This window comes from Streptomyces sp. NPDC033216 (assembly GCF_055577115.1).
Window position 1 is genome coordinate 115,744 of the sequence record NZ_JBVIQK010000002.1, and the last position, 20,982, is coordinate 136,725.

At 72.9% G+C, this 20,982-nt stretch carries 12 protein-coding genes and 1 pseudogene; 10 read left to right on the top strand and 3 right to left on the bottom strand.

Features of this window, described 5'->3' with window-relative positions; all coding sequences use genetic code 11:
• The first annotated feature begins 98 nt into the window (after positions 1-98).
• From ACZ5Y0_RS04035 to ACZ5Y0_RS04070, 8 genes are all read left to right on the top strand, one after another.
• Complete coding sequence (locus tag ACZ5Y0_RS04035) at positions 99-2,192, top strand: serine/threonine-protein kinase (protein WP_469127039.1); 2,094 nt, start codon at positions 99-101, stop codon at positions 2,190-2,192.
• A 354-nt stretch (positions 2,193-2,546) separates the two neighbouring features.
• Positions 2,547-5,075, top strand: a complete 2,529-nt coding sequence (locus tag ACZ5Y0_RS04040; RefSeq protein WP_469127040.1) for a protein kinase — start codon at positions 2,547-2,549, stop codon at positions 5,073-5,075.
• Between the two features lie 171 nt (positions 5,076-5,246).
• Positions 5,247-7,058: a serine/threonine-protein kinase gene (locus tag ACZ5Y0_RS04045; protein WP_469127496.1), complete on the top strand. Its 1,812-nt coding sequence runs from the start codon at positions 5,247-5,249 to the stop codon at positions 7,056-7,058.
• A gap of 92 nt (positions 7,059-7,150) precedes the next feature.
• On the top strand, positions 7,151-8,767 hold the full coding sequence (locus tag ACZ5Y0_RS04050; RefSeq protein WP_469127041.1) for a serine/threonine-protein kinase: 1,617 nt from the start codon (positions 7,151-7,153) through the stop codon (positions 8,765-8,767).
• 92 nt (positions 8,768-8,859) lie between these two features.
• Positions 8,860-10,596, top strand: a complete 1,737-nt coding sequence (locus tag ACZ5Y0_RS04055; RefSeq protein WP_469127042.1) for a serine/threonine-protein kinase — start codon at positions 8,860-8,862, stop codon at positions 10,594-10,596.
• 26 nt (positions 10,597-10,622) lie between these two features.
• Positions 10,623-12,491 (top strand): serine/threonine-protein kinase, encoded by a 1,869-nt coding sequence (locus ACZ5Y0_RS04060; protein ID WP_469127043.1) that lies wholly within the window; start codon positions 10,623-10,625, stop codon positions 12,489-12,491.
• A 134-nt stretch (positions 12,492-12,625) separates the two neighbouring features.
• The gene (locus tag ACZ5Y0_RS04065) at positions 12,626-14,251 is read left to right on the top strand and encodes a succinic semialdehyde dehydrogenase (protein ID WP_469127044.1); all 1,626 of its coding nucleotides are present in this window, start codon (positions 12,626-12,628) and stop codon (positions 14,249-14,251) included.
• A gap of 29 nt (positions 14,252-14,280) precedes the next feature.
• Positions 14,281-16,128: a GMC oxidoreductase gene (locus ACZ5Y0_RS04070; protein ID WP_469127045.1), complete on the top strand. Its 1,848-nt coding sequence runs from the start codon at positions 14,281-14,283 to the stop codon at positions 16,126-16,128.
• Positions 16,129-16,266: 138 nt separating this feature from the next.
• On the opposite strand, the gene ACZ5Y0_RS04075 is transcribed toward ACZ5Y0_RS04070, so the two are convergent.
• Positions 16,267-16,929 carry an LAETG motif-containing sortase-dependent surface protein gene (locus ACZ5Y0_RS04075; RefSeq protein ID WP_469127046.1) on the bottom strand — a complete coding sequence of 221 codons (663 nt, stop codon included), beginning with the start codon at positions 16,927-16,929 and terminating at the stop codon, positions 16,267-16,269.
• Between ACZ5Y0_RS04075 and ACZ5Y0_RS04080 the strand changes: the two genes are divergently transcribed.
• Positions 16,886-17,314, top strand: coding sequence for a hypothetical protein (locus ACZ5Y0_RS04080; protein ID WP_469127047.1), 429 nt, complete (start codon positions 16,886-16,888; stop codon positions 17,312-17,314). The two genes, ACZ5Y0_RS04075 and ACZ5Y0_RS04080, sit on opposite strands and share 44 nt — an antisense overlap.
• A 906-nt stretch (positions 17,315-18,220) precedes the next feature.
• On the opposite strand, the pseudogene ACZ5Y0_RS04085 reads toward ACZ5Y0_RS04080, so the two are convergent.
• A pseudogene (locus ACZ5Y0_RS04085) lies at positions 18,221-18,520 on the bottom strand (chorismate mutase); the annotation flags it as partial.
• 301 nt (positions 18,521-18,821) lie between these two features.
• On the opposite strand from ACZ5Y0_RS04085, the gene guaA reads away from it, so the two are divergent.
• Entirely contained in the window at positions 18,822-20,402 is a 1,581-nt protein-coding gene (gene guaA, locus ACZ5Y0_RS04090; protein WP_469127048.1) for a glutamine-hydrolyzing GMP synthase, read from the top strand.
• Positions 20,403-20,417: 15 nt separating this feature from the next.
• On the opposite strand, the gene ACZ5Y0_RS04095 is transcribed toward guaA, so the two are convergent.
• The gene (locus ACZ5Y0_RS04095; protein ID WP_469127049.1) at positions 20,418-20,909 is read right to left on the bottom strand and encodes a pyridoxamine 5'-phosphate oxidase family protein; all 492 of its coding nucleotides are present in this window, start codon (positions 20,907-20,909) and stop codon (positions 20,418-20,420) included.
• Positions 20,910-20,982 lie beyond the last annotated feature (73 nt).

A 20,982-nucleotide genomic window follows, 5' to 3' on the forward strand; every position in this document is an offset into this window, starting at 1 on the left:
CCGGTCCTGAGTGCCGGAGAGGGGCACCCTGGGCGTCGGGCACTTGTCGGGTGAGGGACAATGAAGGCTCTGTCAGGGCGGGTTGCATGAGGGGACGCATGTCGGAGGCGGAGCGGGCGGGAGCATCCCGTCAGGACAAGAGCGCACGTCTCCTCGCCGGGCGGTACCGGCTGGGAGACGTACTCGGCCGCGGCGGCATGGGGACGGTGTGGCGCGCCGAGGACGAGACCCTCGGACGTACGGTCGCCGTCAAGGAGCTGCGGTTCCCGGGGAACATCGACGAGGACGAGAAACGCCGGCTGATCACGCGGACGCTGCGCGAGGCCAAGGCCATCGCGCGGATCCGCAACAACAGTGCGGTGACGGTCTTCGACGTGGTCGAGGAGGACGACCGGCCGTGGATCGTGATGGAACTCGTCGAGGGCAAGTCGCTCGCCGAGGTCATCCGTGAGGACGGTGTGCTGGAACCGAGGCGCGCGGCGGAGGTCGGGCTCGCGATCCTCGACGTGCTGAAGTCAGCTCACCGCGAGGGCATTCTGCACCGTGACGTGAAGCCGTCGAACGTGCTGATCGCCGAGGACGGCCGGGTGGTGCTCACCGACTTCGGCATCGCCCAGGTCGAGGGCGACCCGTCCATCACCTCGACCGGCATGCTCGTCGGCGCGCCCTCCTACATCTCGCCGGAGCGCGCCCGCGGCCACAAGCCCGGACCGGCCGCCGACCTGTGGTCGCTCGGCGGCCTGCTGTACGCGGCGGTCGAGGGCACGCCCCCGTACGACAAGGGCTCGGCGATCGCGACGCTCACCGCGGTGATGACCGAGCCGCTGGGCGAGCCGAAGAACGCGGGTCCGCTGCGGGACGTCATCTACGGCCTGCTCACCAAGGACCCGGCGCTCCGGCTCGACGACGCCGGGGCACGGGCGAAGCTCAAAGCGGTGATCCGCGCGCCGGAGTCACGGGAGGCGGAGCCGGCCGACGCGACGAAGGTCGTGCCGTTGCCGGCGCAGTCGGACAGCGGGGAGAGCAGGGGCAGTTCGTCCGCGGGTGAGGCGGCGGAGAAGTTGCGCGCGGCTCTGCGGGGCGTGCGCAAGGCCGCCGGTGGGGCCGGGGCGGCCACCTCGGCCGCCGCGACCCGCGCCAAGTCGGCGGACGCCTCGGCCGCCTCGGGGTCTGTGGGCACACAGGAGGAGACGAGGGGTGGCGCGGCCACCGGGGCCGTCACCTCGGCGTCGGCCGTGGCAGCAGCCAAGGCCGAAGGGGCCGCGGGCCGGAAGACGACGACCACCGCGGCGTCCGCGTCCGTGCCGGTGTCCGGTGCCGCCGGCGGCACCGGGGCCCCCGGTCAGGAGGTTCGCGACGGGAACGGGCAGCCGACGCCGCGCAGTTCGGGATGGCCCGTGATGACGCCGCCGGACCTGCCGCCTCGGTCCGTGCCCAGGGCGCCGCTGACCGACGTGGTACCGAAGCGGACGTTGGTGATCATCGCCGTGGTGGTCGCGCTCGCCGTGCTCGGTACGGTGCTCGCCCTCACCCTCGGCGGTGGCGACGACACCGTGAACGGCCCCGAGGGCGGCGGCGGATCCCGGGCGGTCGCCAGCGACAGCGCCGCCGCCGGCACCAAGGAGGACGAGAGCGGCGGGACGCGGACGGACGGTTCGGCGTCGCAGTCCGCCACGGCGGGATCCACCGGATCCGCCTCGGGCGACAGCTCGCCCGGCAACACCGCCACTGCCACCGCCACCGTCGGCGCCGGCGCCGCCCCGGCCGCGACGACGCACGCGGGGAACCAGGGCTACTCGATCGGGCTGCCCACCGGCTGGAAGTACCAGTCCCCGAGCCGCGCGGGAGACCGTTTCACCGGGCCCGACGGGCAGAAGTTGCTGGTCGCGTGGACGACCACGCCCAAGGACGACCCGGTCGCGGACTGGGAGAACCAGGAGCGCTACATGAAGCGCTCCCAGTACCAGAAGGTCCACATACAGAAGGTGGGCTACCGCGGCTGGAACACGGCTGACTGGGAGTTCACCTACTCGGAGGGCGGCACCGCGTACCGCACGATCGACCGGGGATTCGTGGTCAACGACGAGCTCGGGTATGCCCTGATGTACACGGCGAAGGCCGCCGCCTGGGACGGCGACCTGCGGGAGAGTACCTGGAAGACGCTCACGGAGACGTTCACGCCGAAGAAGTAGCGGGGGCGGCGACCGTGCCGGTGCGTGCCCGAGGTCTGTCCGCGGCCGACGCGCTCGGGGGACGTCCGGCAGCTGCCGGGCAGGTCCTCCGGGCGCGTGCGGCGGACCTCCGGCCCGTCTTCGGCGGAACCGGCGGAGTCCGACCCGTCCGCTTGAAGCGCCCGGCGGCCGTTCGTTCCGTACTCGGCGGGTGTTCGGTGCGTGAGATCGGGCATCCCCTCTTTGCGGGTTGTCTCCGGCACGTATCGTGAGTGGCTGCGGACCGACCGTGCGCATCCGGCTATCGGGCTGGATCCGGCTGGAACGGCCGCGAGGCGAACGCATGTGACCGACCGGCCGGCCGGGGGAGGCAACGTGGACGACTATGCGGGACGGGTACTCGCCGACCGCTACCGCCTGCCGCTGCCGCCCTCCGACGAGTACGAACTCACCGAGACGCGCGCCTTCGACACCTACAGCGGGCAGGAGGTCCTGGTCCGGCAGGTGCCGTTGCCGGAGGTCGTCGAGGCCGAGGTGCTCGACGCGGAGGGGCTGCCCGAGGGGTTCGCCGCGCGGGAGCGCGGCGCACGCCGGCCGGCGGCGGGCCGCGGGCCGGGCGCGAGCACACGACGACCCGCCGATCCCGTCGTGCGGCGGGCGGTGGAGGCCGCACAGGCCGCCGCGAGCATCCCCGACCATCCGCGGCTCGACCAGGTCTTCGACGTGTTCGCCGAGGGGGGTTCCCTCTGGGTCGTCAGCGAACTGGTGTCCGCCCGGCCGCTGGCGGCGCTGCTCGCCGAGAAGCCGCTGACGCCGTACCGGGCGGCGGAGGTCGCCTCCGACGTGCTCATGGCGCTGCGGGTGCTGCACGCGCACGGCTGGGTGCACCGCAACATCACCGCGCGCACGGTGCTCGTCTGCGACGACGGCCGGGTCATGCTGACCGGCCTGGCGGTCGGCGCGGCGGAAGAGGCGCTGTGCGGGTACGACCCGGTGCCGGTGGACGAGGAGCAGCCACAGGAGCAGCGGGGGCAGCAGCCGTACGGAGGCCGGGGAGATGCCGCGCTCCCAGGGCGGCCCGGCGTTCCGGGGCCGGGGCGAGGTGCTGTGGGGCACGCTGGGGCCGGTGTCGTCGGTGGGGTGGATCCCGAGGCCGCTCGGCGGGCGGCGATCGAGGCGCGGGCCGCCGGTGGGCTGCCCGCGGCGGGAGTCGAGTCGGCGAGCGGGGTCTCCGGGGAGGTGGCCCGCAGGCCGGTGGAGACGGGCGGGGACATCCGTGCCGCGCGGGCCGGGGCGATCGCCGCGTACCGTGCGGGGGCCCGTGCCGCGGCGCGCGTGCACGAGGCGCAGCAAGGCGGGCGGACGGCGTTGCCGAGCGCCCGCACCCCGGTCGAGGGCGACACCGGCGCCGGGTCCGGGATCGCCGGCGTCGCGCCGTCGCCGTACGCCCTCGGAAGTGGGCTGGAGCAGGGGGTTGGTGGCGTGGGGGGTACGCCTCCCGGGCGGATCGCCGATCCCTACGGCGTGGGCGGCGCACCGGCACCGAGGACGCTCGAGTCCGGCGGGGTGCCCCTGCCGGCGCAGGGCGGCGGGGCGCCGGCCGGGACGCGGTGGGACGAGCCGGCCGCCGGGGCCGGAGTGCGGCGCGGGCCGACCACGGCGCTGGCCGCCGAGCGGGCGCGGCAGGCGCGGATGGCCGTCGTCGGGCCCGTCACGGAGCGGTGGGCGCCGGAACAGGCCGGGCCCGTGCACGAGAACTGGCAACTGGCCGCGCCCATCGGGCCTGCGACCGACCTGTGGGCGCTCGGCGCCCTGCTGTTCCGTGCCGTACAGGGGCATGCCCCCTATCCGGAGGAGTCGACGGCCGAGCTGGTGCAGCTGGTCTGCGCGGAACCGCCGGCGTTCGCCGAGGAGTGCGGGCCGCTCAGGCCGGTCGTGGAGTCGCTGCTGCGCCAGGACCCCACCGAGCGGCTGGACTTCGAGGAACTGCGCGGCTGGCTGCGTTCGCTGGTGCGCTCGGCGCCCGAACCCGAGGCGGGCACCCACGTCGTCGTCGCACCGCCCACCGACCCGCGGCGGTTGCCGATCGTGCGCCGCCGGGGCGAGCTGGTGCGCAGACGGCGTGCCGGGCTGCCCGCGACGCACGGGCGGCACAAGCGGGGCAGGCCGGAGACGGGGCGGTCGCCCCGCAGTCTGGGCCGCACCCTGGTCGTGCTGGTGCTGCTCCTGCTGGCCGCGGCGGTCGCATACGCCGTGATGTTCATGCCCAAGGCCGACGAGGAGGGGACCGGCGGCGTGAGCGGCGCCGAGCGGACCGGTGCCGCGGGCCAGGCGGACCCGGCGCCCGACGCGAGCAGCGAGCCCCGGCCCGACGAGGGAAGCGCCCCGGCATCGGGCAACGGCCCCTCCGGGTCGGCCTCCGGCGCCACCGAGACGCAGTCCGGCGGTCTGCCCAGCGGCTTCACGCTGCGCAAGGACGCCGAGGGTTTCCAGATCGCCGTCGCCGACGGCTGGGACCGCACCCCGAAGAACGGGCGCGGCCAAGTGGTCTACACGCACGCCGGCTTCGAGCTGATCGTGGTGCCGGGGCGGGACTCCGCCGCTCGGTACGGCAGCGACCCGATGGTGTACCAGCGGGAGAAGGAGAACGAGTTGCAGCCGTACCGCGACTCCAGCTGGGCCACCGCCTCCGGGCTGCGGACCATCCAGGTGGGCGGACGGATCTCGGCCGAGGGGCAGTTCACCTGGACCGCCGGTGACGGGCGCGAGTTGTTCGTGCGCAATGTCGCGCTGCTCCTCGACGGGCGGTACCACGTGGTCCAGCTGCGCGGCCCCGAGGCCGAGCGGGACGAGGTGACGCGGCTGTTCGAGCAGGCGTCGGCCAGCTACCGCTACACGGGCTGAGCGACCGGTCAGTAGCCCCTGCGGTTCGCCGGAGGAGGCCGACGGTTCCCCCGCGGAGGCAGAAGCGACAACCGTCACAGTGCGGTTTCCTTGGCCCCCCGCTGGTTCCCCGGACGCGGGCCGGTCTTTACGCTGACCTTGTCAAGAGTATTGCGGGGCAACGTGAATCAGATGCAGGGCCTGCTCGTCGCGGGCCGTTACCGGCTCGTCGACGCCATCGGCAGCGGCGGCATGGGCCGCGTTTGGCGCGCCCACGACGAGCTGCTGCACCGGGCCGTCGCCCTCAAGGAACTGACCGCCGCGCTCTATGTCTCCGAGAGCGACCGTCCGGTCCTGCTGGCGCGCACCCGCGCCGAGGCCCGTGCCGCCGCGCGTATCAACCACTCAGCCGTCGTCACCGTGCACGACGTACTCGAACACGACGGCCGCCCCTGGATCGTGATGGAGCTGGTCGAGGGCCGCTCGCTGGCCGACGCCGTCAAGGATGACGGGCGCGTCGAGCCGACCGAGGCCGCCCGGATCGGCCTGTGGGTGCTGCGCGCCCTGCGCGCGGCGCACACAGCGGGCGTCCTGCACCGCGACGTCAAGCCCGGAAACGTGCTGCTCTCCGACGACGGCCGGGTGCTGCTCACGGACTTCGGTATCGCCCAGATCGAAGGTGACAGCACCATCACCCGCACCGGAGAGGTCGTCGGGTCCGTCGACTTCCTCGCCCCCGAGCGCGTCCGCGGCCACGATCCGGGACCGTCCTCCGACCTGTGGGCGCTCGGGGCCACCCTGTACACGGCAGTGGAGGGCCGCTCGCCGTTCCGCCGCACCTCGCCGCTGTCCACGATGCAGGCGGTCGTCGAGGAGGAGGCCGTCGAGCCGCGGTCCGCCGGCCCGCTCGCTCCCGTCATCGCCGCGCTGTTGCGCAAGGACCCGGCCGCCCGGCCCGACACGGCCGTCGCGGAACGCCTGCTCGCTGAGGCGGCGGAGGGCCGCCGCCCCGACGAGGCGCACGCGTACATACCGACGCAGTTCACGGGGTCGGGGCAGGGCAGGCCGGGCAGCGCGACGACCGGTGGGACGACGACCGGCGGGGCGACCGGCGGTGCGCCCCACCTCACCGCCGGTGGCGGCACGACGTACTTCACCGGCGGCGGCGCCACGCCGTACCCGCCCTCGACTCCGTACGCCGGGCCGGCTGTCGGGGCGACAGCCGGCCCGGCGACCCCGGTCCCGGCCGCCTCCGGGACGCACGTCCACCCCGTCACCGGCGGCCCGACCGCCTTCGGCCCGACGGGGCGGGAACCCAGCCGGTCCCAGCCGGTCCCCCTGTCCCCGCAGCCGTCCCGGCGCCGCCGCCTGCGCACCCTCGCGCTCGTGGTCGTCGTCGCGGCGCTGATCGGGGGCGGCACGGCGGTGGCGCTGCGGACCTGGGGCGGCGACGGCAGTACGACGCAGGGCACCGGCTCGCCGAGCACCAGCCGCACCCCCACCGGGGAGCAGGCGGAGAAGGGCTCTTCCGACGCCCTGGTGGACATCGACGACCCGCTCGGCTTCGGGCTCTCGCTGCCGCCGGGCTGGGAGCGGACGGTGTACCAGGACGCCGGCGACCTGAAGCAGATCGACTACTCGCCCGACGGCGGCAAGCGCTTCGTCCGCATCGCCATCGACACCTCCCCGGACTTCGACGACCCCTACGCCCACCAGGTCGACCTCGAAGAACAGCTCGAGCGGCTGGTCGACTACCACCAGGTCACCCTCGAGCGGAACACCTACCGCGACCGCGAGGGCGCCCGGTGGGAGTACACCTGGACCGCGCTCGCCAAGGACACGGACTTCCCCGGTCCGCGGCACGCGGTCGAGGAGACGTACATGTCCCGGAGCGGCACCGAGTACGTCATCTACATGTCCTCCCCCGCGAAGGACTGGGCGCGCACCGACCGGCTGTTCACCTCGGTGCTCCAGAGCTGGCGGGAGCCGCCGGACGGTTCCTGAACCCCGGCCCCGCCCTGGGGGCCCCGCGTCCGTCCGTGACTTGGCCGATCGGCGCCCCGGAGGCCTGGGGTCCGGTGGGGCATGATGGGCGCATGGGGACCGAGGGGGACGCCGTCCGGGTCATCGCGGGCCGCTACCGGCTGGAGGCGAGGCTCGGGCGCGGCGGCATGGGGATCGTGTGGCGGGCGACGGACCACCTGCTGGGACGGCGTGTCGCGGTGAAGGAACTGGTCCAGGACGACTCCCTGTCCGCCGCCGAGGCCCGCGCCCGCCGCGACCGGACCCTGCGCGAGGCCCGCGCGGTCGCCCAGCTGAGCCACCCGCACATCATCGTGGTGCACGATGTCGTCGAGGAGGACGAACGGCCGTACATCGTCATGGAGTTGATCGAGGGTGGCTCGCTGGCCGACCGCATCGCCGAGCGCGGCCCGATCGAGCCGCGCGAGGCCGCCCGGATCGGCGCCGACCTGCTCGGCGCTCTGCGTGCCGCACACGCGGCCGGGGTGCTGCACCGGGACATCAAGCCGGCGAACGTCCTGGTCGACTCCGCCACCGGCCGTGCCGTTCTCACCGACTTCGGCATCGCGCAGGTCGCGGGTGCCACCACCCTCACCGAGACCGGTTCCTTCGTCGGCTCGCCCGAGTACACCGCGCCGGAACGCATGTCCGGGGAGCGGACCGGTCCCGCGTCCGACCTGTGGTCGCTGGGCGCGCTGCTGTGCACGGCGCTGAGCGGCGAGTCGCCGTTCCGCCGCGACTCGCTCGGCGGCATCCTGCACGCCGTCGTCTTCGCCGACATCCGTATGCCGCCGCAGGCCGAGCCGCTCCTGCCGGTCGTACGGGGGTTGTTGGAGCGGGATCCGGACCGGCGACTGGGCGCGGAGCAGGCCGAGCGGATGTTGCGCGCTTTCCTGGACACCGGGCGTACGCCGACCGGCCGGACCCGGTCCGCCCCCACGCGGGCCGACCTGCCGCGTCAACGGCCCGCCCGCCCCGCCTCGGACCCGCCGCTGCGGGAGCGGTCCACGCGGGGCGTGCTGGTGGCCGCGCTGCTGGTCGCCGCGATGGCGGGCGCCGGTGTGTCCGCGATGGCACTGCTGCTCGACCGGGACGGCGACCGCGGCGACACGCCGTCGAGTTCGGCGCCGGGAGAACCGAGCGGGACGGGCACGCCGGGCACGCCGGGTGTGACGTCCGGTGGCATCCCTGGGGGCACGCCCACCCCCTCCGCCCCCCCTACGGCCGCCCCCTCCCAGGGCCACCCGACGGCCCCCTCCGGCTATCGGGTCGTCGACGACCCGGCCGGGTTCGCGCTCGCCGTGCCGGTGGGGTTCACCCGTGACCCGCAGGGCGAGCGGGTCTTCTACCTCTCCCCGGAGCGGACCTTCCGGCTCGGCGTGAAGATCACCGCACCCCGGCCCGGCGGCCCGCTGGGGGTGATGAGGCGAGCCGCGGCCAAGGGCCCCGACACCAACCCCGGTTACCGCGACGGTCGCGTCACCGAGACCACGCGCGCCGGACGGCCGGCCGCCCTCTGGGAGTTCACCTGGAACGGCTACGACGAGGCTGGTGGCACCCGGCGCACCTACGACCTGTGCTGGGAGGACGGTGGGCGCCTGTACGACGTGTGGGTGTCGGCGCCCGTCGGGAAGGCGCGCGAGGCGCGGGAGTACTTCGACGTGGCGGTCGACACGCTCGTACCGGAATAACGAGGCGATAAAGGACGACCTGAGTCACGGGTCTGTGACCGGTGGGCGACGCCGGTGGATATCGGCCCACCTGGCGAGATATGGATGGACGCATGAGCCACAACGGGGGACCGGGCCACGGGGCCGACGACACCACGAGTTTTGTTCTGCAACCGCCCCGGCACGCGCGTGCCCAGCAACCTCCGCAGTCGCCGCAGGCATCTCACGCCGCACCGGCCGCCCCGCATCCGGGCAATCCCTACGCGGTGCCCGCCCACGCTGCCGGGTCCGCTCCACAGGAACCCGGTGTGGGGCGGCTCATCGCGGGTCGCTACCGGCTCCTCGCCAAGCTCGGGCACGGCGGTATGGGCACGGTGTGGCGGGCCAAGGACGAGACGGTGGACCGTGAGGTCGCCGTCAAGGAGCCGCGCGTACCGGACCACCTTCCCGAACGTGAACGGGCCAACGCGTTCGAGCGCATGCGGCGCGAGGCGCGGGCCGCCGCCCGGCTGGACCATCCGTCCGTCGTGAACGTGCATGACGTCGCGGTCGTCGACGGGCAGCCGTGGATCGTGATGGAGTTGGTCCACGGGCGCTCGCTCGGCGCCGCCCTCCAGGAGGGCACGCTCGGCGTGCGCGAGGCCGCCCGGATCGGTCTGGAGGTGCTCGGCGCGCTGGAGGCCGCCCACGCGGCGGGAATCCTGCACCGGGACGTGAAGCCGGACAACGTGCTGCTCGGGCGGCACGACCGGGTCGTCCTCACCGACTTCGGCATCGCCCAGATCGAGGGCGAGACCAACCTGACCGACACCGGCGGCTTCGTCGGCTCGCCCGAGTTCATCGCGCCCGAGCGGGTGCTGGGCCAGCGTCCCGGTCCGGCGTCCGACCTGTGGTCGCTGGGCGTGGTGCTGTACGCGGCGACGGAGGGCGTCTCGCCGTTCCGCCGCAGCAACACCCCGGCGACCCTCCAGTCCGTCCTCAACGCCACGCCCGCGTCGCCGGCCGCCGCCCAGGGCCCGCTCGCCGAGGCCATCAACGGCCTGCTGGAGAAGGATCCGGCCCGCCGCCCCGGGGCCGCGCAGGTCCGTGCCCTGCTGGAGCGCGCCGCGAACCCGCCCGCCCCGCCGCCCACCCAGGTGACCGCGCCCGTGGTCCTGGCCGAAGGCGCGGAGGCCCCGATCGGCGGCTGGTCCGTCAGGGTCGGCGCGGGACGCGCCGGCTGGGGACTGCGGGTCGGCACCCGGCTGTTCTGGACCGGGCTCGGCGCGGCGGTCGTCGCCGCGGCGGTCGCGGCCTGGCTGATCGTCGCCGACCCCTCCGCCGGCGGGCTGCCCGCCGACTGGAAGACGAGCGCCCACAAGGACGTCAGCGCGACGCTGGCGGTGCCGAAGGCCTACGTGCTCGGCCTGCCGGACCGGAAGTCCGACGACGGCCACTGGGTCGGCTTCACCGACCCGAGCGGGGCCATATCGATCGTGCTGACCGTCGAACGCAAGGCGCAGGACACCGGCGGCGAGATCAAGGACTCCGCGGCGGCCGAGATGTACGAGGACAACGACGACTTCAAGTCCAACGGCGACTACACCCTGGACATGCCGAAGGCGCCGAAGACCGCGCCGAACGCCACCGCCGAGTACCAGGGCAGGCCGGCCGCCGAGAACACGGTCCGCTACACCACCGACGACACCCAGAACCCCCGGCCCCGAGAGATGCGGGCCCTCTACTACAAGTCCACCGCGGGCGACATGTACAAGCTCACCATCGCCTACCCCGGCGAGGGCGACTTCACAAAGCGGGGCCAGGAGGTGGCGCGGACGGCGATCGCCCACCTGGAGGTGGACAAGCTCTGAGGGACCGCTCGTGGTAGTCATGTGGCATGAGCGACGACGGGAACACCGGAGGAACCAACGGCCGTACCGTCGGCGGGCGTTACCAGCTGCTCGAACGCATCGGACCCGGCGGGACGGGCACCGTGTGGCGGGCCCGCGACCTGTTCGTGGAACGTGAGGTGGCGGTCAAGGAACCCCGCTTACCGGGCGAACCCGAGGACGAGTCCCACCGCCGGGCCGCCCACCGGCTCTACCGGGAGGCCCGCGCCGCCGCCCGCGTCGATCACCCCTGCGCCGTCTCCATCCACGATGTCGTCGTCGAGGAGGGCGAGCGGCTCCGGGACGGAGCGCCGTGGATCGTCATGGAGCTGGTGCGCGGCGAGTCCCTGCACGAGGTGCTGCGCCGCGGCCCGCTGGACCCGGCCGAGGCCGCCCGTATCGGCGTCGCCGTCCTCGGCGCGCTGCGCGCCGCGCACGCCGTCGGCATCGTCCACCGCGATGTGAAACCCGCCAACGTGCTGCTCGGCCCGCACGACCGTGTCGTCCTCACCGACTTCGGCATCGCGCACATCCAGGGCGAGGAATCCCTCACCGCCGGCGGCGAGTTCGCCGGCTCGCTCGAGTTCATCGCCCCCGAGCGGATGTCCGGCCGCAGCGCCGGTCCCGCCTCGGACCTGTGGTCCCTCGGCGTCCTGCTGTACGCCGCCGTCGAGGGGTGGTCCCCCTTCCGCCGTACGACGGTGGAGTTGACCCGTGCCGCGATCCTCGCCGCGGACCTGCCCGAGCCGCGACAGGCCGGTCCCCTCGCCCCCCTCCTCATACGCCTGCTCGCCCTCGACCCCGACCGACGGCCGGACCCGGCGGAGACCACCGCGGCGCTGGCGGCGGTGGCCCGGGGCAGCGGGCCGGCCCCGTCCGCCGCCACCGAACCCGCGGATCCGCAGGACGCGGGGCGGCTGCGGGAGTTCCGGGACGACCGGGGGACGGTACGGACAGAGGCGGAGGCGGGGCCGCGCTCCCCAGAACCGCCGGGTGAGCCGGCGGCACCGTCGGGCGAGCCGGCGGCACCGCGGAGGGAGCCCGGGGCTCCGCGGAGGGAGCCGCAGCGCTCACAGGGCGAGCCCACCGACGGGCGGCGCTCACAGGGCGAGCCCACCGACGGGCGGCGCCCGTGCGGCGCGCCCACCGACCCGTGGCCCGAGTCCTCGGGCGAAGGGCCCTCGAAGCCGGCGCTCGACCCGGTCTCCGACACGGCGCCCGCCCCCGCCCCCGAGCCGACCTCCCCCCTCCGGCGCCTCGCACCCCTCACCCTCCTCGCCGTCCTCCTTCTCGCCGGAGCCGGACTCGCCGCCCCCCTCCTCCTGGACGCCGACAGCGGGGCGGCCACCGAACGGACCGCCACCCGCGGCTCCGGCCCCAGTCCCACCTCCGCCCCCACGCCCTCGACGGGCATGTCCCACGTCCCCTGGACAGCCCACCGGGAATCCCGAATGGGTGCCGTCCTCGCCCTCCCCGCCGACTTCCGCGAGTCCGCCCGGCAGGGCGGCGCCGACGAACAGCCGCGGCTCGTGGTCTACTCGGCCGGCTCCGTCGACGTACGCCTCACGCAGTGGGACAGGGCGCCGGGGTCGCCGCTCGGGCGGGCGGCTCAGGCGCACGAGACGTGGGACGGGTACGACGGGGGCGCGCGCACGCGGACCACCCGCACCACCTTCCGAGGCCACGAGGCCGTGCTCGCCGACACCACCTACGGTCCGGCCACCTCGCCGACCCGCGTGATGGAACTGTTCGTGCTCGCCGACGGCAGCCGGATGTACGAGCTGCGGGTCGACATGCCGAAGGGCACCCCGGACGAGCAACAGGGGACGGCGGTCTTCGAGGCGGCCCGCGACCGGCTCCGGGTCGACGTCCCGTAGAACGGGGATCATCCTCGCCCAACAGGCTGATCAGCGTGTTTGTTGCCAGTGGCCACTGGCGTCGTGTGCACGGTCGGTGAATCCCTATTACCGACGGGTACCAAAAGCCTTCCCCACGTCATACCCTGCGGCTCATGACGGACTCGCAGGCCCCGGAGAAGACCGGTACCCCCACCGGCACCAACCCCCTCGCGCCCACCCCCACCGGCGCCCGTACCGCCGCCGACGTGGTCACCCCTCAGCTCGTCGCCCATCTCACCAAGGACGTCGTCGGTTCCGGGCGTACGGCGAACCACACGCCCTTCACCGGTGAGAAGCTCGCCGACCTGCCCGAGTCCAACCCGGAGGACGTACAGCGGGCGTTCACCGCGGCCCGTGCCGCGCAGGCGGTGTGGGCTCAGGTGCCGGTGCGCGAACGGGCTGCCGTCCTGCTGCGCTTCCACGACCTGGTGCTCCAGCGCCAGGGCGAGGTCCTCGACCTGATCCAGCTGGAGACCGGCAAGGCGCGCCTGCACGCCCACGAGGAGGTGCAGGCGGTGGCGGTCGCCGCCCGTCACTACGGCCGCAAGGCCCCGTCCTACCTGCGGCCGAAGCGGCACGCGGGTGCCATGCCGACGCTGACCAAGGTCACCGAACTCCGCCACGCGCGCGGTGTCGTCGGTCAGATCGCCCCCTGGAACTACCCGCTCGAACTCTCCGTCGGCGACGCCCTGCCCGCCTTCGTCGCGGGCAACGCGGTCGTCATGAAGCCCGACACGGAGACCTGTCTCACCGCGCTGTGGGCCCGCGACCTGCTCATCGAGGCCGGGCTGCCCGCCGAGGTCTTCCAGGTCGTCATCGGCGAGGGCCCGGTCGTCGGCCCCGAGGTCGTCCGGCACGCCGACTACGTCTCCTTCACCGGCTCCACCCGCACCGGCCGCGAGGTCGCGCAGGGTGCCGCCGCCCGCCTGGTCGGCGTCTCCCTCGAACTCGGCGGCAAGAACCCCATGCTGGTCCTGGAGGACGCCGACATCGAGAAGGCCGCCGCCGGAGCCGTCCGCGCCTGCTTCTCCTCCGCCGGCCAGCTCTGCATCTCCATCGAGCGGTTGTACGTCCACGAGGCGATCGCGGACGCGTTCCTGGAGCGCTTCGCCGCCCGTACGAAGGCCATGCGCCTCGGCACCGCCCTCGCCTACGGCGCCGACATGGGCTCCCTCGTCGGCGAACGCCAGCTGGAGACCGTGTCCCGGCACGTGGAGGAGGCCGTCGCCAATGGCGCCGAGGTCGTCGCCGGCGGTGTCGCCCGCCCGGACGTCGGCCCGTACTTCTTCGAGCCGACGATCCTCGACGGTGTCACGGAACCGATGTCCGTCTGCGGCGAGGAAACCTTCGGGCCGGTCGTCTCGATCTACCGCTTCACGACCGACGACGAGGCGGTCGAACTCGCCAACTCCACGCCTTACGGTCTGAATGCCTCGGTCTGGACGAAGGACGGCCGTCGCGGCCGCGAGGTCGCCGCCCGCCTGCGCACCGGCACCGTCAACGTCAACGAGGGCTACGCCCCCGCCTACGGCAGCGTCCAGTCGCCCATGGGCGGCATGAAGGACTCCGGCCTGGGCCGCCGCCACGGCTCCGAGGGCATCCTCAAGTACACGGAGGCCCAGACGGTGGCCCAGCAGCGGCTGCTGCCGATGGCCCCGTCGCTGGGGATGAACGACGAGCAGTACGCGGCGTTCATGACCCGCAGCCTGCGCCTGATGAAGGCGTTCCGCTTCCGCTAGACAGCACCCGTTCTCAACGAGGAGAGCACGTGGCACAGGAGAACTCCGCCCAGAACCGGGACGAGGACGGCCCCGACCACCGGGATGCCGACGCCGACGCCGCGGACGCCGCCTACGACTACGACGTCGTCGTCGTGGGTTCCGGCTTCGGCGGTTCGGTCACCGCCCTGCGCCTCACGGAGAAGGGGTACCGGGTCGGCGTCCTGGAGGCGGGCCGCCGCTTCACCCGCGAGTCGCTCCCGAAGAACTCCTGGGACCTGAAGAACTACCTCTGGGCCCCCAAGCTCGGCATGTACGGCATTCAGCGCATCCACCTGCTGGGCAACGTCATGGTCCTGGCCGGCGCGGGCGTGGGCGGCGGCTCCCTCAACTACGCCAACACCCTCTACGTCCCGCCGAAGCCCTTCTTCGACGACCCGCAGTGGCGCCACATCACGGACTGGCAGGAGGAGCTGGCCCCCTACTACGACCAGGCCAAACGCATGCTCGGCGTACGTCTCAACCCGACCGTCACCCCGTCCGACGTGCACCTCAAGGCGGCGGCCGAGCGGATGGGCGTGGGCGACACCTTCCACCTGGCGCCGGTGGGCGTGTTCTTCGGGGACGGCCAGGACGCCGACGGGTCGGTGACGGCACGGCCGGGCGGGCAGGCGGCGGACCCCTACTTCGGCGGCGCGGGCCCCGCCCGCACGGCGTGCAACGAGTGCGGCGAGTGCATGACCGGCTGCCGGCACGGCGCGAAGAACACCCTCAACGAGAACTACCTCTACCTCGCCGAGAAGGCGGGCGCCGTCGTCCACCCCCTGACGACGGTCGTCTCGGTCACCGACGACTCACGGGGCGGGTACGCCGTGGCGACCCTCCCCACCGACGACCGCCGCAGGTCGAGCGGCCGTACCTTCACGGCCCGCCGGGTCGTCCTCGCCGCCGGCACCTACGGCACCCAGACGCTCCTGCACCGCATGAAGGCGGGTCGGCAGCTGCCGTACCTCTCCGACAGGCTGGGCGAGCTGACCCGCACCAACTCGGAGGCACTGGTCGGCGCCCAGACCGACGACCGCCGCTACCGCAAGGCCACCGGACAGGCGAAGGCCGACTTCACGCGCGGAGTCGCCATCACGTCCTCGATCCACCCGGATCCCTACACTCACATCGAGCCGGTCCGCTACGGCAAGGGCTCCAACTCGATGGGCAGCCTGTCGATCCTCCAGGTGCCGTACGCGGAAGGTTCGTCGCGGGTGGCGGCCTGGCTGGCGAACGCGGCCCGCCACCCCGTCCTCGTGCTGCGGTCCCTCTCCAACCGCCGCTGGTCGGAGAAGACCATCATCGGCCTGGTCATGCAGTCCCTGGACAACTCGCTGACGACGTATCTGAAGCCGACGGGCGTGGGCAAGGGCCTGCTCACCGCGCGCCAGGGGCACGGCAGCCCCAACCCCAAGCAGATCAGGGTGGCCTCGGAGGCGGCCAGCGCCCTCGCCGCCGACATCAACGGCTTCGCTGGCTCCAACGTGGGGGAACTGATGGGCACCCCGCTCACCGCCCACTTCCTCGGCGGCTGCCCGATCGGCGACTCGCGCGAGACCGGCGTCATCGACCCGTACCACCGGCTGTACGGCCACCCCGGCATCTCGGTCGTGGACGGCGCCGCCGTCTCGGCGAACCTCGGCGTGAACCCGTCTCTGACGATCACGGCCCAGGCCGAGCGCGCGATGTCGTACTGGCCGAACAAGGGCGAGCAGGATCCGCGCCCCGCGCAGGGAGCGGCGTACGAGCGCCTGAAGCCCGTGGAGCCGCGCGACCCGGCGGTCCCGGCGGAGGCGTTCGCGGCGCTGCGGCTGCCGTTCCTGGGGATGCCGACGGTCCCGCCGAAGAAGTGAAGAAGTAGCGGGAGAAGAAGCAAGGAGAAGACGCAGGAGATCAAGCGGGGGAAGGAGCGGCTGTACAGGAGAGAGGGACCTGCGCCCCCCTCCGAGCGCAGGTCCCCCTTCACAGTGGCCCTGAAGGCCGGTTCAGGCTTACGCCTGTGTCTTGCGGCGGCGCGCGGTGAACACCGCACCCGCACCGGCGACGACGGCGACTCCGCCGACCAGTCCGATCATCGGCAGCGCGGAGCTGGAGCCGGTCTCCGCGAGGCTGCCGGTGGCGGGGATCTCCTTGGCGCCGCCCTGAGGCTGCTTGCCGCCCGCGGGAGCCTCGCCCTCGCCCGGCTTGGCGTTGCCCGGGTCGTCGTTGCTGCTGCCGGGCTTGAGCACGGTGAACTCGTAGAGCGCGAAGGAGCTGTGGACGCAGTTCTTCTCCGCGTCCACGTAGCCGCCGAGGCCCAGGGTGAAGCCGTCGCCGGCCGGGGCCTTCGCGGTGATGTCGACGCGCAGCTTGATGTCGACGGTCTCCTTGGGGCCGAGTTCCGTCTCGCCGAAGTAGAAGCCGTTGCCCAACTCGTCCGCTATCGAGTCCCAGGTCTTGGTCTGCGGGTCGTAGTACTCGATCTTGGCGTAGGTGCTCAGCCAGGTCCGCTCGTCGTCGCTCATCGAGTCGTTGTCGATGGCGGCGAGCCACTGCACGGTGCCCAGGGCCTTGTCGCTGTGGTTGGCGGCGGTGAGCGTGAAGTTGTGCCGGCCGCTGCCCGCCACGATCTTGCCGGGCAGACCCGAGACGGACAGTTCCAGCTGCGAGTCCACGTCGACGCCGTCCTCGTCGACCGGGCAGTCGTCGGGGAACTCCGACGGCTCCTCGTCCGGCGACGACGACGCGGACGACGACGAGGAGGACGACGCGGAGGACGACGAGGAGGACGACGGGGAACCCGTCTCCGTGCCCTGCGTGGCGGATGCCGAGGCCGACGAGGACTCGGAGGCGGATTCGGACGCTGACTCCGAGGAACTCGCCGAGCCGGACGGCGAGGCGGAGGTGCTCTCGGACGAGGACGCGCCGGGCGACGCCGTGGCGCTCTCCTCGGCGAACGCGGTCGGTGCCGACAGCAGTGCCAGCGGCGCGAGGACGGCGGTCGCGGCCATGGTGACCATGGCCCGGCGGAGCTTCATGAGAAGACCTCGATGGCTGTGAGTGCGTCGCGACAGCAAGGCCGCGGCGCGGTTGAGGAGGCCTTCCGCATGGGGGAGCGGCTTTCGGCCCTGAGTTCGCTACGTGTGACCGGCGAAGCCGGTGAAGGGTTGCCCTTCCTTCACAGGTTCTTTATGTGGCATACGTCACGCCGGTCGACTCTCCTGGGGATCCCGACACACGCCCCGGACCGTCGCCCGGCCGGTCACGGACATGACGAAGGGCCCGGTCCCCGCCCTGCCCGGACATGACGAAGGGCCCCGCGGGACGGATCCGCGAGGCCCTTCGTCATCGTCGGCACCGGCGTCAGGGCAGCGCCGGTGCCTGGGGAGCGGCGCCGGGGGTTGCGCCGCCGGCTCGTCGAGCGCCGCTTTCGCGCCGGGTGGGCGGCGGAGCGCACGCGGGATCCGTGGCCGGCCCGGACCTCTGGCGGTCGATGAGGGCGGGACGCCGCACAGCGGTTGGTTCAAGCGGGGAAAGGCGCGTAATGCGATGCAATGCGGTTGTCCCCGGCGGGACTCGGGGCCTTGTGCGCATCGTGCTCGATGAACGCCGCCCGCAACCGTCCGATCCAGCCCTTGCGCATTTGCGCCCTTCCGCCGACCGGCCCCGAGCGTCCCCGAGGCCGGTCGTTCTCTCGGATGACCGGGCTGCTGTCCCCTGCCGTCCGGTCACTTCCCTGGAACGAGGTCCCACGGCGCACGGCACGACCCGTACGCCTCATCGCTCCAGTGACCCACGCGTGGTTCTTCCGGGCCCGCCCCTGGCTGGAACGGACATCGGGACCAACGAAGCCGTCCGGGGCCGGTCACGCGCCGTACGGGTGAGAGGAACGCCGTACTCGGGTGCGATGCCGGCTCGGGTGCGATGCCGGCTCGGATGCGCCCCGGCGCAGAGACGACCCCGGACTCAGACGCGCCCCCGGCACAGTTCGAGGAGGGTCATGGCGAGGGAGGTGCCGGGCTTGCCGAGGGCCTGCCGGTAGTGGTCGAGGATCTCCATCTCGCGGGAGAGGTTCACGCGCCGGCCGCCCGAGGTGAGCCGGGCCTCCTGGATCACGGCGGACACGGCGATCCGTTCCTGGATGAGACCGATGATCCGGTCGTCGAGCGCGTCGATGCGGTCACGTGCGCCGGTGATCACGGCGGCGGCCTCGGCCGTACGGGCGCCGGTCACGTCGATGGCGGTCATGGGGGCTCCTGTGGTGGTGGGTGCGGATGCCCCGGAGCGACAGGACCCGGAAGAAACGACAGGCGCCCCGGGCCTTGTCGGCCCGGGGCGCCTGGAAAGTCGCTGCCTAGCTCAAGCAGCACGACCATGGCAGCCGGCGGGCCGGGTGCCATAGGTAAAGACGAAGGTCGTGTGCGAAAGCATGGGGGTCAGTATGCCACGGCGGTTTTCAGGCGGGGGGCGTCGGGCCATACGGTCCCCGGCGACGGGACCGGTCCCACGCCCACCTCGGTAGAATTGGTCAGCACAGAGACCCCGCCCGAACCGCCGGAAGGCCCCCGTGTCATCAGCGACTCCTACTGCCGACGCCCCCGACACCGTCCTGGTCGTCGACTTCGGCGCGCAGTACGCCCAGCTCATCGCCCGTCGAGTCCGCGAGGCCCGGGTCTACAGCGAGATCGTGCCGAGCACCACGCCGGTCGCGGAGATGCTCGCCAGGAACCCGGCGGCGATCATCCTCTCCGGCGGCCCCTCGTCCGTGTACGAGGAGGGCGCCCCCCGTCTCGACCGCGAGCTCTTCGAGGCCGGCGTTCCCGTCTTCGGCATGTGCTACGGCTTCCAGCTCATGGCGCAGGTCCTCGGCGGCACCGTCGACAACACCGGCGCCCGCGAGTACGGCCGTACCGACCTGCGCGTCTCCCGCTCGTCCTCCACCCTCTTCGAGGGCACCCCGGCCGAGCAGGCCGTATGGATGTCGCACGGTGACGCCTGTTCCGCCGCCCCCGAGGGCTTCTCCGTGACGGCCTCCACGGACGTCGTCCCGGTCGCCGCCTTCGAGAACGACGAGAAGAAGCTCTACGGCGTCCAGTACCACCCCGAGGTCATGCACTCCACGCACGGCCAGCAGGTCCTGGAGCACTTCCTCTACCGCGGCGCGGGTCTGAGCCCGAGCTGGACCACCGGCAACGTCATCGACGAGCAGGTCGCCGCCATCCGCGAGCAGGTCGGCGACCGGCGCGCCATCTGCGGCCTCTCCGGCGGCGTCGACTCCGCGGTGGCCGCCGCCCTGGTCCAGAAGGCCATCGGCTCCCAGCTGACCTGCGTGTACGTCGACCACGGCCTCATGCGCAAGGGTGAGACCGAACAGGTCGAGAAGGACTTCGTCGCCGCGACCGGTGTCCAGCTGAAGGTCGTCGACGCGGAGGAGCGATTCCTCACCGCCCTCAAGGGAGTCTCCGACCCCGAGGAGAAGCGGAAGATCATCGGCCGTGAGTTCATCCGCGTCTTCGAGCAGGCGCAGGCGGAGATCATCGCCGACGAGGGCCCCGAGGTCGCCTTCCTGGTCCAGGGCACCCTGTACCCGGACGTCGTGGAGTCCGGCGGCGGCACCGGCACCGCCAACATCAAGTCCCACCACAACGTGGGCGGGCTGCCCGAGGACATCGAGTTCCAGCTGATCGAGCCGCTGCGCAAGCTGTTCAAGGACGAGGTCCGCATGGTCGGCCAGGAGCTCGGCCTGCCGGAGGAGATCGTCCAGCGCCAGCCGTTCCCCGGCCCCGGCCTCGGCATCCGGATCGTGGGCGAGGTCACCAAGGACCGCCTCGACCTGCTCCGCGACGCCGACGCCATCGCCCGCGCGGAACTGACGGCGGCCGGTCTCGACCGCGAGATCTGGCAGTGCCCGGTGGTCCTGCTCGCCGACGTCCGCAGCGTGGGCGTCCAGGGCGACGGCCGCACCTACGGCCACCCGATCGTCCTGCGCCCGGTCTCCTCCGAGGACGCCATGACGGCCGACTGGTCCCGCCTGCCGTACGACGTCCTCGCGAAGATCTCCACCCGGATCACCAACGAGGTGCGCGACGTCAACCGGGTCGTCGTCGACGTCACGTCGAAGCCGCCGGGCACCATCGAATGGGAGTAGGCCCTCTCAGGGGGGTCAGGTCCGCCTGAGAGTCCGCACCGGCTCTCCGGGCTTCCAGACCTGGACGACCAGATAGGTGTCGTCCTCGACGTAGGTCCGTACGACCTCCGTCAGCTCGGTGCGGAAGAGGTGGAACGGCTGCGGCGGTTCCACCTCTTTCAGGTATCCGGCCCTGGCCTCCCCGTCCTCCACCTCGACGGCGCGCCCGCTGATCCGTACGTCGCCGCCGCCCATCCCGGTGCCCTCGCCGGGGTTGGCCTGGAGCGAGAAACGGGGGTCGCGGCGCAGGTCGAGGACCTTGAGCGAGCCCGGCATCATGCCGAGCCACAGCTCGCCGTGAAGGAAACGCGCCTCCAGGCCGCTGGTGCGCGGGGAGCCGTCCTTGCGCAGGGTGGCGAGGACGTGGTGCGTGAAGGCGCCGAAACGGTCCTCGACGAGCCGCGCGAGGTCCGGCTCCGCCTCGGCGAACGCCGACCAGTTCACTGCTGTCGTACGACTTGCTGTCATACGGCGAGTGTGGCGCCGATACCCGACACCTTCTGTCGGTATTACGAGGCCGGTATCACATGGCCGGTCTCAC

Excerpts from the sequence above, each read along its gene's own strand:
- ACZ5Y0_RS04035 (WP_469127039.1), top strand. The coding sequence starts at position 99 with ATGTCGGAGGCGGAGCGGGCGGGAGCATCCCGTCAGGACAAGAGCGCA.
- ACZ5Y0_RS04045 (WP_469127496.1), top strand. The coding sequence starts at position 5,247 with ATGCAGGGCCTGCTCGTCGCGGGCCGTTACCGGCTCGTCGACGCCATC.
- ACZ5Y0_RS04050 (WP_469127041.1), top strand. The coding sequence starts at position 7,151 with ATGGGGACCGAGGGGGACGCCGTCCGGGTCATCGCGGGCCGCTACCGG.
- ACZ5Y0_RS04055 (WP_469127042.1), top strand. The coding sequence starts at position 8,860 with ATGAGCCACAACGGGGGACCGGGCCACGGGGCCGACGACACCACGAGT.
- ACZ5Y0_RS04060 (WP_469127043.1), top strand. The coding sequence starts at position 10,623 with ATGAGCGACGACGGGAACACCGGAGGAACCAACGGCCGTACCGTCGGC.
- ACZ5Y0_RS04065 (WP_469127044.1), top strand. The coding sequence starts at position 12,626 with ATGACGGACTCGCAGGCCCCGGAGAAGACCGGTACCCCCACCGGCACC.
- ACZ5Y0_RS04095 (WP_469127049.1), bottom strand. The coding sequence starts at position 20,909 with ATGACAGCAAGTCGTACGACAGCAGTGAACTGGTCGGCGTTCGCCGAG.